Source organism: Streptomyces sp. NPDC093510 (assembly GCF_040683555.1).
Taxonomy (GTDB): Bacteria; Actinomycetota; Actinomycetes; order Streptomycetales; family Streptomycetaceae; genus Streptomyces.
The window spans coordinates 243,634-256,395 of sequence record NZ_JBFBEE010000003.1 but is presented as its reverse complement, the minus strand read 5'-3'; the positions used below and the strand labels follow the sequence as shown (position 1 = coordinate 256,395).

Sequence of the window (12,762 nt, the reverse complement as noted above, 5' to 3'; positions counted from 1 at the left end):
CCGTGCCGAGCAGTTTTCCCCAAATAGTAGATAAACCTGGGAAAAGGGGACAGATGTGACGTGATGTAATTTAGCGGAACCACAACGGCGGGGCGTCACCGGGTGGACCACCCGCCTGTCGCTGCCGTGACAGCAGTGGCCCGGCGGCTACGGGCCGAGGCTACCGTGCGGCGGCGCAAGGAGTGTGACGTACCGTCGGTCCAAAGGCCAGGAAACTCCGACCTTTCACCCGGCGGGGCGCAACCCCGGGCCCGGACACGACGTCACGTTGAACGACAGAGGGGAGCAGGGGATGCGGAACCGCAGGCGCCGCTCGCGTGCCGTCGTCGCCCTCGCGACGACGGCCCTTCTCTGCGGCGGGGCGCTCACCGCGTGCGACGCGCAGGGCGGCAACTCCTCGCCGCCGGGCGGGTCCGCCGCCCACAAGCCGTCCCCGAAACCCACTCCCGCCTGGGACACCACGCCCCGCTCGATGGCGGCCGTGGGCGACTCCATCACACGCGGCTTCGACGCGTGCTCGGTGCTCTCCGACTGCCCGGAGGCGTCCTGGGCGACCGGCACCGACACCGAGATCAACAGTCTGGCGACCCGGCTGCTCGGGAAGTCGCGTGCCGCCACGCACAGCTGGAACCACGCGAAGACCGGTGCCCGCATGGCGGATCTGACCGGCCAGGTCGAGGAGGCCGCCGCCGAGCGTCCGGAGCTGGTGACGGTGATGACGGGCGCCAATGACGCCTGCCGCTCGTCGGCCGCCGCGATGACGCCGGTCGCGCAGTTCCGCGCCGACTTCCGGGAGGCGATGCGCACGCTGCGCCACGAGCTGCCGAAGGCGCAGGTGTACGTGGCGTCGGTGCCGGATCTGAAGCGGCTCTGGTCGCAGGGGCGGACCAACCCGCTGGGCAAGCAGGTGTGGAAGCTGGGCATCTGCGCCTCCATGCTGGCCGATCCGGACGACCTGGACGCGAGGGCGACGCAGCGGCGCGACGCGGTGCGGGACCGTGTGGTCGCGTACAACGAAGTCCTCGAGGAGGTGTGCGAGAAGGACCGGCGGTGCCGGTACGACGGCGGGGCGGTCTTCGACTACCGCTTCGACGGCGACCAGTTGAGCCATTGGGACTGGTTCCACCCCAGCAAGAACGGCCAGGCGCGGCTCGCCGAGATCGCCTACCGGCAGGTGACGTCGAGGAAGCCCGTGGCGTAGCGGGGCGGGCCCGCGCCGGCCCGGCGTAGGGTCTCGATCATGCGCAGTGAACTCTTCGGGACGCTTCCCGACGGCAGCCCTGTCCACCGCTGGACCCTGGAGAGGGCCGGGGTGCGGGTGCGCGTCCTGGCGTACGGCGGGATCGTGCAGTCGGTGGAAGTCCCCGACCGGTCGGGGCGCGTGGCGCCGGTGGCGCTGGGGTTCGAGGGGCTCGACGGCTATCTGGGACACCCGGGGCCGTACTTCGGGGCGCTGGTGGGACGGTACGCGAACCGGATCGCCGGTGCCTCCTTCGTCCTCGACGGGCACACCTACTCCCTCGCGCGGAACAACGGGCCCAACGCGCTGCACGGCGGCGGGCGCGGCTTCGACAAGCAGGTGTGGGACGCGGAGGCCGTGGGTGAGTACGGGGTGCGGCTCTCGCGGGTCTCCCCCGACGGCGAGGAGGGCTATCCCGGCAGGCTCGCGGTCTCGGCGACGTACACGCTGGACGGGTCGGGGGCGCTGCGGATCGCGTACGAGGCGACGACCGACGCGCCGACCGTCGTGAACCTCACCAACCACACGTACTGGAACCTGGCGGGCGCGGGGGCGGGCAGCGCGCTCGGGCACCGGGTGCGGATCGACGCCTCCCGCCTCACCCCGGTGGACGGCGGCGGGATTCCCACCGGGGAGTACGAGGACGTGGCGGGGACGCGGTTCGACTTCCGCGAGACGCGCGGGGCCGGGCCCGGGTACGACCACAACTACGTGCTGGACAAGGGGGTCACGGCCGGGCCGGTCGAGGTGGCCGCGCTGAGCGACCCCGGCTCCGGCCGGGTGCTGACCGTCTCGACGACGGAGCCGGGGCTCCAGCTCTACACGGCGGACCACTTCGCGCCGGACCTGCCGTTCGCGCCCGGTGGCGGGATCGCGCTGGAGACTCAGCACTTCCCGGACTCCCCGAACCGGCCGCGGTTCCCCTCCACGGTGCTGCGGCCGGACGGGGTGTACCGGTCGGAGACGGTGTACGGCTTCTCGTGGTGACGGGGCGCCGCCTCAGACGATGAGCGTCTCGGTCAGGCGGCGGTCGGCCACCGAGCGTCCGGCCCGCACCTCGTACGAACCGGTGCGGTACGTCCAGGAGTTCGCGCCCTCGTCCCAGGTCTCGAAGGCCCTGCGCGGGAGTTCCACGCTCACCTCGACGCTCTCGCCCGGTGCCGCCTCGGCGCCCGCGAACCCGGCGAGCCACTGGGCCGGACGGTCCGGGTCCGCGGCGGAGGGGGCCAGGTAGATCTGGACGACCTCGCGGCCCGCGCGGTCGCCGGAGTTGCGGACGCGGACCGTGGCCGTCGCGCCTTCGACGGTCAGCGACTCGTACGTCCAGTCGGTGTAGCCGAGACCGTGCCCGAAAGCGTAGGAGGGGGTGGCTCCTGCCTTCTCCCAGGCGCGGTAGCCGATGAACACGCCCTCGGCGTACGGGAGTTCACCGTCCCGGGGCGTGACTGCGGTGACGGGGGCGGACGCGAGGTCGCCCCAGGTGGTGGGGAGCCGGCCGCCGGGCTCCTCGGCGCCGAGCAGCACATCGGCGAGGGCGGCGCCGCCTTCCTGGCCGGGGAACCAGCCGAGCAGGACGGCCGCGACGTCGTCGCGCCACGGAAGCTCCACCGGGGAGCCGGAGTTGACGACGACCACGGTCCTCGGGTTGGCGGCGGCCACGGCGCGGACCAGGTCGTCCTGGCGGCCCGGCAGCCTCAGGTCGCGGCGGTCGAAGCCCTCGGACTCGACGCGTTCGGTGGTGCCGACGACCACGACGGCGGTGTCCGCGGCGCGGGCCGCCTCGACGGCCTCGGTGATCAGTTCGTCGGGGTCACGGCGCGGGCCGAGGTGGACGAGGGAGAACACGACGCCCTGAAGCGGCGCCGCGGCCTTCTTGTCGAGCGGGTGTCGCAGGGCAATCTCGACGGGTTCGCCCGCGGTGAGCGTCACCTTGCCGCGCTCGACCGGTGAGCCGAAGAACGCCTCGAAGGGGTCGGAGGCCGAGCCCGTCTCCTGGACGCCGTCGTACAGGGTCTTGCCGCCGACGGTGAGGGCGAACGCGCCGATGCCGCTCGTGCCGAAGGCGTGCTCGCCGCTCTCGCGCGGGGTGAAGGTGCCGACGACGTCGACGCGGGCGAGGCTCTCGTGGGTGACGCCCTCGGGCAGGTCGTCGCCGATCCACTGGACGTGGCCGGAGGGGAGGCTGCCCTCGCCGAGGACGGCTCCCGTGGCGTCGCGGCAGATCGCGCGGAGCTGGAACCCCTGTCCGGCGGGGGCGAGTTCGTCGCTGGGGTCGGCGCCGACCGCGTACGAGAGGGCTCCCTCGGGCAGGGCGGCGGTCAGGCCGTCGAGCGGGGAGACGATGCGGGCGGGGAAGACGGTGGCGGAGCCGCCGCCGAGGACGCGGGCGTCGCGGGCGGCGGCGCCGATGAGGGCGACGGTGCCCGCGCCTGTGGTGCCGCTCAGCGGGAGGGTCCGGTTCTCGTTGCGCACGAGGACGAAGGAGCGGTGGGCGATCTCGCGGGCCAGGGCCTCGCCGTCGGTCTCGGCGGGCAGGTCCCCCGGAGCGACGACCGGTTCGGCGCCTTCGAGGACGCCGACGCGGGCGGCGAGGCGCAGGACGTTGCGGACGGCGTCGTCGACGGTGTCCTCCGTGACCTCGCCCGCGCGGACGGCGGCGGCGAGTGGTTCGCCGTAGACGGTCCTCGGGCCCGGCATGGCGACGTCGAGGCCGCCCAGGGCGGCGCCGGTGGTGGAGCGGGCGGCCATCCAGTCGGAGACGTTGTAGCCGTCGAAACCCCATTCGCCGCGCAGGACTTCGTTGACGAGGTACCGGTGCTCGGTCATCGTCACGCCGTGGACCTGGTTGTACGCGGTCATGATGCCCCACGGGTGGGCGCCCGCGACGATGGCCTCGAAGGGGGCCAGGTACAGCTCGCGCAGGGCGCGCGGGGGCACCTTGTTGTCGACGGTGAAGCGGTCGGTCTCGGCGTCGTTGGCGACGAAGTGCTTGACGGTCGTGCCGACCCCGCCGGACTGCACGCCCCGCACGTAGCCGGTGCCGATGACGCCCGTCAGATACGGGTCCTCGCTGTACGCCTCGAAGTGGCGGCCGCCGAGCGGGGAGCGGTGGAGGTTGACGGTCGGGGCGAGGAGGACGTGCACGCCCTTGCGGCGGGCCTCCTGGGCGAGCAGGACGCCTGCGCGGCGGGCCAGGTCCTGGTCCCAGGTGGCGGCGAGGGCGGTCGGGGACGGCAGCGCGACGGACGGGTCGTCGGCGGTCCAGCGGATGCCGCGCACGCCGATCGGGCCGTCGGACATGACGAGGGACGCCAGGCCGATCTCGGGCAGGGCGTGCAGGGCCCACATGGTGCGGCCGCCGAGGAGGCGGGCCTTGGCGTCGAGGTCGAGTGTGCCGAGGGCGGCCTCGACGGCGGCCTCACGTGCCTGGTCCTGGTCGGTGGGCCGGATTCCCGCCATGTCGGCGCCTCCTCGTGTCGGTCCCTGTCGGTCCCTGTCGGTCCCTGTCGGTCCCTGTCGGCCTGTCGGTCCCTCCATCGTGCATCGGACACCTGTAGAGCGGTAGGTTTTGTTATCTTGCCGTTACGCAAACATGTCGTACGGTCCTCGGGCAAGGACGTACGGAAGGGGTGCGGGCCATGGCGGCCAGGGCCAGGAGCGAGGAGCGGCGCGCGGAGATCCTCCGGGCGGCGTTCGAGGTCATCGCCGAGCGGGGCTACCGGGGCGCGAGCCTCGGGGCGGTCGCCGAGCGGGTGGGACTCACCCAGCAGGGGCTGCTGCACCACTTCCCCACCAAGGAGGCCCTGCTGCTCGCCGTCCTGGAGGCCCGCGACCAGTGGGACGCGGTGCCGCGCGGCGAGTGGCGGCTCGATCTGCTCGGCTCGCTGGTCGAGTACAACGCGATGCGCCCCGGCATCGTGCAGACCTTCTCCGCCCTCCTCGGCGAGAGCGTCACGGACGGGCACCCCGCCCGCGCGTTCTTCACGGGGCGCTACGAGGCGGTTCGCGGGAACTTCGCGGCGGTGCTGCGCGCCGAGTACGGCGACCGGCTGCCCGGCGGGCTCACTCCGGAGGCCGCCGCGCCCCTGATGGTGGCCGTGATGGACGGACTGCAGTACCAGTGGCTGCTCGCCCCCGACGCGGTGGACATGCCGGGGGCGTTCAGGGACTTCCTGCGGCTACTGGACGGGGGTTCCGGCGACGGGGCCCCGGGCGCCGCCGACGGCGGCCACGACCTCGACCTCGACCAGCGCCAGCGGCGGGACGAGGCGTGACACGGCGACGGTCGTGCTGGTGGGCGGGGTCCCGGTGAGGAACTCCTTGCGCACCGACGCGTAGTCGGCGAAGCCGTCCATGTCCGTCAGGAACGTACGGATGTTGATGATGTCGTCCAGTCCCGCGCCGTGAGCTCGGAGCAGGAGCTTCAGGCCCTCGAAGATCCCCCGGGTCTGGGCGGCCATGCCGTCACCCTCGGCGCACTGCCCCGAGACGTACAGCAGGACGCCGCCGTCGGCGTGTTCGACGCGGGCGACCTGTGAATAGGGGCCGAAGGGCTGGGGTCCTGCGGCGGGGTTGTCGATGGTGATCTGCACGGTGAGTGCTCCTGTTCGGAAGGGCAGGGGTTCGGTGCCGGAGCGGCGGGGCGGCGGGGCGGCGGGGCGGCGGGGCGCGTCAGGTGTCGCGCCGGGTGCGGATGTGGGCGGCGGCCCGCGCGATGTCCTCGTGGCCGACGTCCGGGTCGGCGGCGGCCGCCTCGAAGTGACCCGCCACCGCCTCCATGACCGGGAGCCGCACCGCGTTCGTCGCGAGGGCGATGTCCTTGACGGCGAGATCGCCGGCGAAGTGCACGTCGGTCGCGAAGGCGCGGGCGACGGCGCCGCCTAGCGGGCCCGCGGCGAGGGCTTCCCTGGCGGCGCTCTCGGCCACGCCCAGCGTGTCGGCCAGCTTCATCGCCTCGGCGACCAGGGCGACCCCGCCGATGACGGCGGTGTTGACGACGAGCTTGAGCGCGGCGCCGGAGCCGAGGGGGCCGGTGCGGGTGACCGGACCGAAGCGGGCGAGGATGTGCTCGACGCCCGCCGCGTCGCCGCCCGCGAGGATGCCGAGCCGGCCTGCGGCGGCCTTGTCGGTGCTGCCCATGACAGGGGCGTCGACGAGGGTGACGCCGTCCGGGACACGGCCCGCCAACTCCCGCACCACATCCGGCCCTACGGTCGACATCTCGACCCAGTGGACTCCGGGGCGCAGGACGGGAGTGACGAGGTCGCCGACCTCGCGCACGGCATCGGGACCGGCGAGCATCGTGATGACCACGTCGGCCTCGCGCACGGCTTCGGCGGGGCCCGCGGCGGCGGTCGCGCCCTCGGCGACGAGGACGGCCGTCTTCTCCCGTGTGCGGTTCCATACGACCAACGGGTGGCCTGCTGCCAGCAACTGACGGGCCATCGGCTCGCCCATGTGACCGAGGCCGAGGAATGCGATCTTCTCCATGGGCCCGACGCTAGGCCCGGCCACGGGATGCGACAAGCGAATGTCTAGCATGCGAGCCATGCCGACCCCGCATACCGCACCCTTGGCGGACCACCTCGCCACCGCTCCCCCGGACCTTTCGACGGTCTGGCTCCGGACCTTCCTGGAGGTGGCCCGGCACGGGTCGTTCACGGTGGCGGCGCGGGAACTGGGGTGGACGCAGTCCGCCGTGTCGCGGCAGATCGCGGCGCTGGAGGCGGCGCTCGGCGGGGCGCCGCTCTTCGACCGGCTGCCGCGCGGGGTACGTCCCACGGCGCACGGCCGGGCCTTGCTGCCGCACGCGCAGGACGTGCTGTCCCGACTACGCACCATGGGGCGGGAGTTGGCGGCGCTCCGGGACGCGGAGGGCGGGCTGCTGCGGGTCGGGGCGTTCGCGACGGCGGACGCGGGGCTCGTACCGCGGGCGATCGCGACGTTCCGCGCGCGTCACCCCGGCGTGACCCTCACCCGCGAGGAGGGCCTGACGCCCACGCTCCTGTCCCGACTCACGGAGGGCGAGCTCGACGTGGCGGTGGTGTCGACGACGGGGGGCGCGCTGACCGGCGGGGCGGTGGTGCCGACGACGGGGGGCACGCTGACCGGCGAGACGGTGGTGTCGACTACGGGCGGCACGCTACCCGGCGACGCGGTGATGCCAACGACGGGCGGCACACTGACCGGCGCGACGGTGGTGTCGACTACGGGCGACACGCTACCCGGCGACGCGGTGATGCCGACGACGGGCGGCACACTGACCGGCGAGACGGTGACGCCGACAACAGGCAGCACGCTGACCGGCGAGGCGTACGAGTTGCACCATCTGCTCGACGAGACGCTGTACGTCGCACTGCCCGCGGGGCACGCGCTCGCGGCCTCGCCGGAGCTGAGGCTTCCCCAGCTCGCCGCGGAGGACTGGATCTCCGGCAGCCCCCGCGTCGAGGGCTCCCTCCTGGAACCGGCCCTCCGCCACGGCTTCCGCCCCCGCGTCGCACACGCCGTCGCCGAGTGGACGGCGAAACAGGGGTACGTGGCAGCGGGCCTCGGCATCACCCTCGTCCCCGCACTCGCGGCGGAGGGCGTACGCAGGGACATCACCCTGGTGCCGCTACGAGACGAGGGGGCACCGCCACGCACGGTGTACGCCGCGACACCCCGGGACCACGCCCCCGCACCGGCCACGCGCCCGTTCTTGACGGCGCTGCGGGGGGCGGCGCGGGGGCTGGGGCGTCACGTTGTGGCGGGGCGGGTGCGGCGGGCGTAGGCGCGGGCTGCGCGGGCGCGGTCGCCGCAGCGGGTGGAGCACCAGTGGCGGCGGCCCTGCCGGAGCAGGTAGCGGTTGCAGGGCGGGGAGCCGCAGGCGGTGAGGCGTTCGGCGTCGGGGGACGTGAGGAGGTCGGCCGCGTCGGCGGCGAGGGTGGCCAGGGCGTGGTCGACGACCTGGGTGGTGGGGTGCGGGGCGACGCGGTAGGGGCCGTCCTTCTCGTCCCACTGCAGCAGCGGGGCCGTGGAGACGCGCGTCATCGCGTCATTGATGGCGGCGACGGCCGCGGGAAGGGCGGGGAGCCCCGCCGCACGGGAGGCGAACAGCGACCTGATCTGTTCGCGCAGCGAGCGCAGCTGCGACGCGCACATGTCCCGCATGCCGACGTCGACGGGGGCGAGCCCGCGCTCCGTCAGCCAGTGGTTGGTCTGCGCCGGTGTGCCCAGCCGATCGACCGTGTGCCCGCCGGGCAGGGCGATCGCACTGTTGACGAGAGCGAGGGAGAGGCGCTCACCCTCTCCCTGCGCGGGCGGCAGGGGGAGCTCTTCCATCACGGGCTCGGGCTCAGTGGTCGCGGACTCTTCCATGCCTCTCATGGTACGGCTTGTCCGTTTCCATGAGAAATGGCCGCGATCAGCGAGACCCATTGACGTGTCGAGGCCCCGAACCTATCTTCTGGTCGACTTCCCGAACTCCATTCGATATATCGAACAGAAGTGAGGTCCCGCATGGCATCCGGCCCCGCCAGACGAACCGTCCTCGGCGCCGCGTTCCTGGGCGCCGTGGCGGCCCTCACCCCCGGGACGGCGGCGAGGGCCGGTGACCGACCCGCGAAGGGCGCCGCCACAGCCCGCGCCGCCACAGCCCCCGCCATCCCCGCCATCCCCGCCACCTGGACCGTACGGCCCTTCGGGCTCGGCGACGTCACCCTCGGCGCGGGCGTCTTCGCCGACAAGCGCCGGCTCATGCTCGACTTCGCACGCGGCTACGACGAGAACCGCCTCGTCCAGGTCTTCCGCGCGAACGCCGGGCTCGACACGGGCGGCGCGGTCGCCCCCGGCGGCTGGGAGGGCCTGGACGGCGAGGCCAACGGCAACCTGCGCGGCCACTTCACCGGGCACTTCCTCAGCATGCTCGCCCAGGCGTACGCCGGTACGGGCGACAAGACGTACGCGGAGAAGATCCGCACCATGGTCGGCGCGCTGCACGACGTGCGCGAGGCGCTGCGCGGCGATCCGGCCGTGCTCGGCGTCCCGGGCCGCTTCCCCGGCTCCACCGCCGCGTCGAACGTGCGCGGCTCCTACCGGTACGTCGACCTGCCCCGCGATGTCCTCGGCGGCGCCGCGAAGTTCACGTTCGCCGCCTGGGTCAGGCCCGAGCACGCCGACGACTGGGCGCGCGTCCTCGACTTCGGCGACGACACGACCCGCTACCTGTATCTGGCGGCGCGTAACGCGAAGGGACACCCCCGTTTCGCGATCACCACGTCGGGCGCGGGCGGCGAGCAGGCCCTGGACGGCAAGGCCGCGCTGCCCGTCGGCGAGTGGAGCCACCTCGCCGTGACCCTCGCCGACGGCACGGGCATCCTCTACGTGGACGGCGTCGAGGTCGCGAGGAACACCGCGATGTCCCTGTCTCCCGCCGCTCTCGGCACCCTGCGCGACCACTGGCTCGGCCGCTCGCACTACGCCGGCGACCCCGTCTTCGCGGGCGCCTTCGACGAGGTCCACCTGTGGGACAGGGCCCTCGCCCCGGCCGCGATCGCCGAACTGCGACAGCGCCCCGCCGCCGGGACCACCGCCGGAGCCGGGAACCTGGCCGCGTACACCTTCGACGAGACCACCGGCGGGACCTTCGCCGACTCCTCCGGCCGCGCCCGCCACGCCACACTGCGGCGCACCTGGGGCGGGCCGAGCCACCCCGGGTTCCTCGCGGCGTACCCGGAGACGCAGTTCATCGCCCTGGAGTCGATGACCAGCAGCGACTACACGGTGGTGTGGGCGCCGTACTACACCGCCCACAAGATCCTGCGCGGGCTGCTCGACGCGCACCTCGCCACCGGTGACGCCCGCGCGCTCGACCTCGCCGAGGGCATGTGCGACTGGATGCACTCCCGTCTCTCCGCGCTGCCAAGGGCCACCCTCCAGCGGATGTGGGCGCTCTTCTCCAGTGGCGAGTTCGGCGGCATCGTCGAGGCGGTCTGCGACCTCCACGCGCTCAGCGGCAACCCGCGACACCTCGCCCTGGCCCGCCTGTTCGACCTCGACAAGCTGATCGACAGCTGCGCCGCGGGCAAGGACGTGCTCAGCGGCCTGCACGCCAACCAGCACATACCGATCTTCACGGGACTGCTGCGGCTGTACGACGAGACGGGCGAGCGCCGCTACCTCGACGCGGCCCGCAACTTCTGGGAGATGGTCGTGCCGCCCCGCATGTACGCCATCGGCGGCACCAGCGACCGCGAGTTCTGGGGCGAGCGGGGCGCCGTCGCGAGCACCCTCGGCGACGTCAACGCCGAGACCTGCTGCGCGTACAACATGCTCAAGCTCAGCCGGATGCTGTTCTTCCACGAGCAGCGGCCGCAGTACATGGACTACTACGAGCGCACCCTCCACAACCAGATCCTCGGCTCCAAGCAGGACACCGCCGACGCGGAGAAGCCCCTGGTCACGTACTTCATCGGGCTCGCGCCCGGGCATGTGCGCGACTACACCCCCAAGGCGGGCACCACCTGCTGCGAGGGCACGGGGATGGAGAGCGCCACCAAGTACCAGGACTCGGTGTACTTCGCGAAGGCGGCGGCCGACGGCAGCCGCGGCGCCCTCTACGTCAACCTCCACATGCCATCGAAACTGACCTGGGCCGAGCACGGCGTCACCGTCACGCAGACCACCGGCTACCCCTACGAGCAGGGCACCACGCTCACCGTGCACGGCCGCGCCGCCGACTTCGACCTGCGACTGCGGGTGCCCTCCTGGTCGGCCGGCGGCTTCACAGTCAAGCTCAACGGCCGTACGGTACAAGGCGATTCACGCCCCGGCGGTTACTTCTCCGTCGCCCGCACCTGGCGGGACGGCGACACCGTGCGCGTCTCGGTCCCCTTCCGTCTGCGCACCGAACCGGCCCCCGACGACCCTCACGTCCAAACTCTCTTCTACGGTCCGGTCGCACTGGCGGCGCGCGACGCCCGCAAGGACCTGCTCCGCCTCGGCCTCTACCGCAACGCCGCCCTCTCCGGCGATCTGCTGCCCACCTTCACCCCCGTGCCGGGCAAGCCGCTCCACCCCACCCTCGACGGCATCGCGTTCGGCCCCTTCGCCGAGGGGACCGAGGACCCGACCCACGTCTACTTCCGGCGGCACGAGCCCCGTGTGGTCTTCGGCGGCCTGGACTCCGGCGTCGCCAACCCCGCCCGCCCCGACGGCCGCACCCTGCTCGACGAGGTCTGGTCCGCCGCGCCGTTCCGCGACAAGGGCGCGCTGGTCGCGCACGTACAGACGACGACGAAGGAGTACGTGACCGGCGGACTGCTGAGCCCGGCCGACCGGACCGCGGTGATCGGGACGGCCCGACGGGCGACCTATGTGGACTGAAACGGTTTGACCCGCACCCCGCTCGACCGCTTCCATTCGGGGCCGGACCGGTCAGCCGAGGGGGACATGTGAGCAGCGGGAAGATGCACGCCGACGAGGCCGACATCGACGAGGGGCTGGTGCGGCGGCTGGTCGGCGTCCAGTTCCCCGCGTGGGGCGGGCTGCGCGTGGAGCGTGTCGACTCCGCCGGTACGTCCAACGCCATGTACCGGCTCGGCGCGGACATGGTGGTGCGGCTGCCGCGGGTCGCGGGCGCGGCCGAGGATGTGGAGCGGGAGCAGCTGTGGCTGCCCCGGCTCGGGCCCGCGCTGCCCGTCGCCGTACCGGTGCCGCTCGGGAAGGGCCGCCCCGGCGAGGGCTACCCGTACGCGTGGTCCGTGTACCGCTGGCTGGACGGCACGAATCCGGACCCCGGCGAACCCGTCGCGGAGCCCGCCCTGTCCACCCTGTTCGCCAAGGACGTCGCGGAGTTCGTGACCGCCCTGCGCGACATGGACCCGGCCGGGGCGCCCGTCGCCTACCGCGGCGATCCGCTCGCCGGGCGCGACACCCACACCCGTGAGGTGATCGCCGGCCTGGGCGGGCTCGTCGACGAGCGGGCCGTGACCGCCGTGTGGGAGGCCGCTGTGCGCGCCCCGGCGTGGGAGGGACCCGGCGTGTGGGTGCACGGGGATCTGCAACCGGGCAACGTCCTGGTCGACGGCGGCCGCCTCAGCGCAGTCATCGACTTCGGCTGCACGGGCACGGCCGATCCCGCGGTCGACCTGATCGCCGCGTGGTACCTGATGGACGCCGAGGGCCGCCACGCCTTCCGCGCCGCGCTCGGCCCGGCCGTCGACGACGCCATGTGGGCGCGCGGACGGGGCTGGGCCCTAACTATCGCCGCTACCGAACTCGCGTACTACCGGGAGACGAACCCGGTGATGGCGAACACCGCGCACCGGGTCATGACCCGCCTGACGGAGTCCCCCTGAGTTGGGGTGGGCGGTGGGGGTGTTCCCCGCGACGTCCCGCGGGAGTAGGGGCGGGTGGGTGGGGTGCCCCCCGCGACGCCCCCCCGGGGTAGGAGCACCAAGCCCGCCGCTTCGCGGCGGATGTATCCCACCCACCCACCCGTTTGCCCCGCGACGTCCCGCGGGAGTAGGGGCGGGTGGGTGGGA

10 protein-coding genes are annotated in these 12,762 nt (G+C 73.2%); 6 read left to right on the top strand and 4 right to left on the bottom strand.

Features of this window, described 5'->3' with window-relative positions; all coding sequences use genetic code 11:
- Nucleotides 1-292: 292 nt before the first annotated feature.
- Together AB0N81_RS05885 and AB0N81_RS05880 are read left to right on the top strand one after the other, a co-directional pair.
- Nucleotides 293-1,201, top strand: coding sequence for an SGNH/GDSL hydrolase family protein (locus AB0N81_RS05885; RefSeq protein WP_365356021.1), 909 nt, complete (start codon nt 293-295; stop codon nt 1,199-1,201).
- Nucleotides 1,202-1,240: 39 nt separating this feature from the next.
- Nucleotides 1,241-2,227 (top strand): aldose epimerase family protein, encoded by a 987-nt coding sequence (locus AB0N81_RS05880; RefSeq protein WP_365356019.1) that lies wholly within the window; start codon nt 1,241-1,243, stop codon nt 2,225-2,227.
- 12 nt (nt 2,228-2,239) lie between these two features.
- Here the strand turns inward: AB0N81_RS05880 and AB0N81_RS05875 are convergent, their stop codons facing one another.
- Entirely contained in the window at nt 2,240-4,699 is a 2,460-nt protein-coding gene (locus tag AB0N81_RS05875; RefSeq protein ID WP_365356018.1) for a glycoside hydrolase family 3 C-terminal domain-containing protein, read from the bottom strand.
- A 179-nt stretch (nt 4,700-4,878) separates the two neighbouring features.
- Between AB0N81_RS05875 and AB0N81_RS05870 the strand changes: the two genes are divergently transcribed.
- Nucleotides 4,879-5,514 (top strand): TetR/AcrR family transcriptional regulator, encoded by a 636-nt coding sequence (locus tag AB0N81_RS05870; RefSeq protein ID WP_365356016.1) that lies wholly within the window; start codon nt 4,879-4,881, stop codon nt 5,512-5,514.
- Here the strand turns inward: AB0N81_RS05870 and AB0N81_RS05865 are convergent.
- Both AB0N81_RS05865 and AB0N81_RS05860 read right to left on the bottom strand, forming a co-directional pair.
- A complete protein-coding gene (locus AB0N81_RS05865; protein WP_365356014.1) occupies nt 5,419-5,832 on the bottom strand; it encodes a RidA family protein in 414 nt (137 codons plus the stop codon). The genes AB0N81_RS05870 and AB0N81_RS05865 overlap by 96 nt on opposite strands.
- A gap of 79 nt (nt 5,833-5,911) precedes the next feature.
- The gene (locus AB0N81_RS05860; RefSeq protein ID WP_365356013.1) at nt 5,912-6,730 is read right to left on the bottom strand and encodes an NAD(P)-dependent oxidoreductase; all 819 of its coding nucleotides are present in this window, start codon (nt 6,728-6,730) and stop codon (nt 5,912-5,914) included.
- 58 nt (nt 6,731-6,788) lie between these two features.
- On the opposite strand from AB0N81_RS05860, the gene AB0N81_RS05855 reads away from it, so the two are divergent.
- Nucleotides 6,789-8,009, top strand: coding sequence for a LysR substrate-binding domain-containing protein (locus AB0N81_RS05855; RefSeq protein WP_365356012.1), 1,221 nt, complete (start codon nt 6,789-6,791; stop codon nt 8,007-8,009).
- On the opposite strand, the gene AB0N81_RS05850 is transcribed toward AB0N81_RS05855, so the two are convergent.
- Nucleotides 7,976-8,560, bottom strand: coding sequence for an ABATE domain-containing protein (locus AB0N81_RS05850; RefSeq protein WP_365356377.1), 585 nt, complete (start codon nt 8,558-8,560; stop codon nt 7,976-7,978). The genes AB0N81_RS05855 and AB0N81_RS05850 overlap by 34 nt on opposite strands.
- Before the next feature lie 177 nt (nt 8,561-8,737).
- On the opposite strand from AB0N81_RS05850, the gene AB0N81_RS05845 reads away from it, so the two are divergent.
- Nucleotides 8,738-11,602 (top strand): beta-L-arabinofuranosidase domain-containing protein, encoded by a 2,865-nt coding sequence (locus tag AB0N81_RS05845; RefSeq protein ID WP_365356011.1) that lies wholly within the window; start codon nt 8,738-8,740, stop codon nt 11,600-11,602.
- An 83-nt stretch (nt 11,603-11,685) separates the two neighbouring features.
- Nucleotides 11,686-12,576, top strand: a complete 891-nt coding sequence (locus AB0N81_RS05840; protein WP_365356376.1) for an aminoglycoside phosphotransferase family protein — start codon at nt 11,686-11,688, stop codon at nt 12,574-12,576.
- Nucleotides 12,577-12,762 lie beyond the last annotated feature (186 nt).

What these genes read in the sequence shown, in the direction of transcription:
- AB0N81_RS05850 (WP_365356377.1), bottom strand. Translation starts at nt 8,560, where the DNA reads ATGGAAGAGCTCCCCCTGCCGCCCGCGCAGGGAGAGGGTGAGCGCCTC.
- AB0N81_RS05880 (WP_365356019.1), top strand. Translation starts at nt 1,241, where the DNA reads ATGCGCAGTGAACTCTTCGGGACGCTTCCCGACGGCAGCCCTGTCCAC.
- AB0N81_RS05885 (WP_365356021.1), top strand. Translation starts at nt 293, where the DNA reads ATGCGGAACCGCAGGCGCCGCTCGCGTGCCGTCGTCGCCCTCGCGACG.
- AB0N81_RS05840 (WP_365356376.1), top strand. Translation starts at nt 11,686, where the DNA reads ATGCACGCCGACGAGGCCGACATCGACGAGGGGCTGGTGCGGCGGCTG.
- AB0N81_RS05860 (WP_365356013.1), bottom strand. Translation starts at nt 6,730, where the DNA reads ATGGAGAAGATCGCATTCCTCGGCCTCGGTCACATGGGCGAGCCGATG.
- AB0N81_RS05875 (WP_365356018.1), bottom strand. Translation starts at nt 4,699, where the DNA reads ATGGCGGGAATCCGGCCCACCGACCAGGACCAGGCACGTGAGGCCGCC.
- AB0N81_RS05845 (WP_365356011.1), top strand. Translation starts at nt 8,738, where the DNA reads ATGGCATCCGGCCCCGCCAGACGAACCGTCCTCGGCGCCGCGTTCCTG.
- AB0N81_RS05870 (WP_365356016.1), top strand. Translation starts at nt 4,879, where the DNA reads ATGGCGGCCAGGGCCAGGAGCGAGGAGCGGCGCGCGGAGATCCTCCGG.
- AB0N81_RS05855 (WP_365356012.1), top strand. Translation starts at nt 6,789, where the DNA reads ATGCCGACCCCGCATACCGCACCCTTGGCGGACCACCTCGCCACCGCT.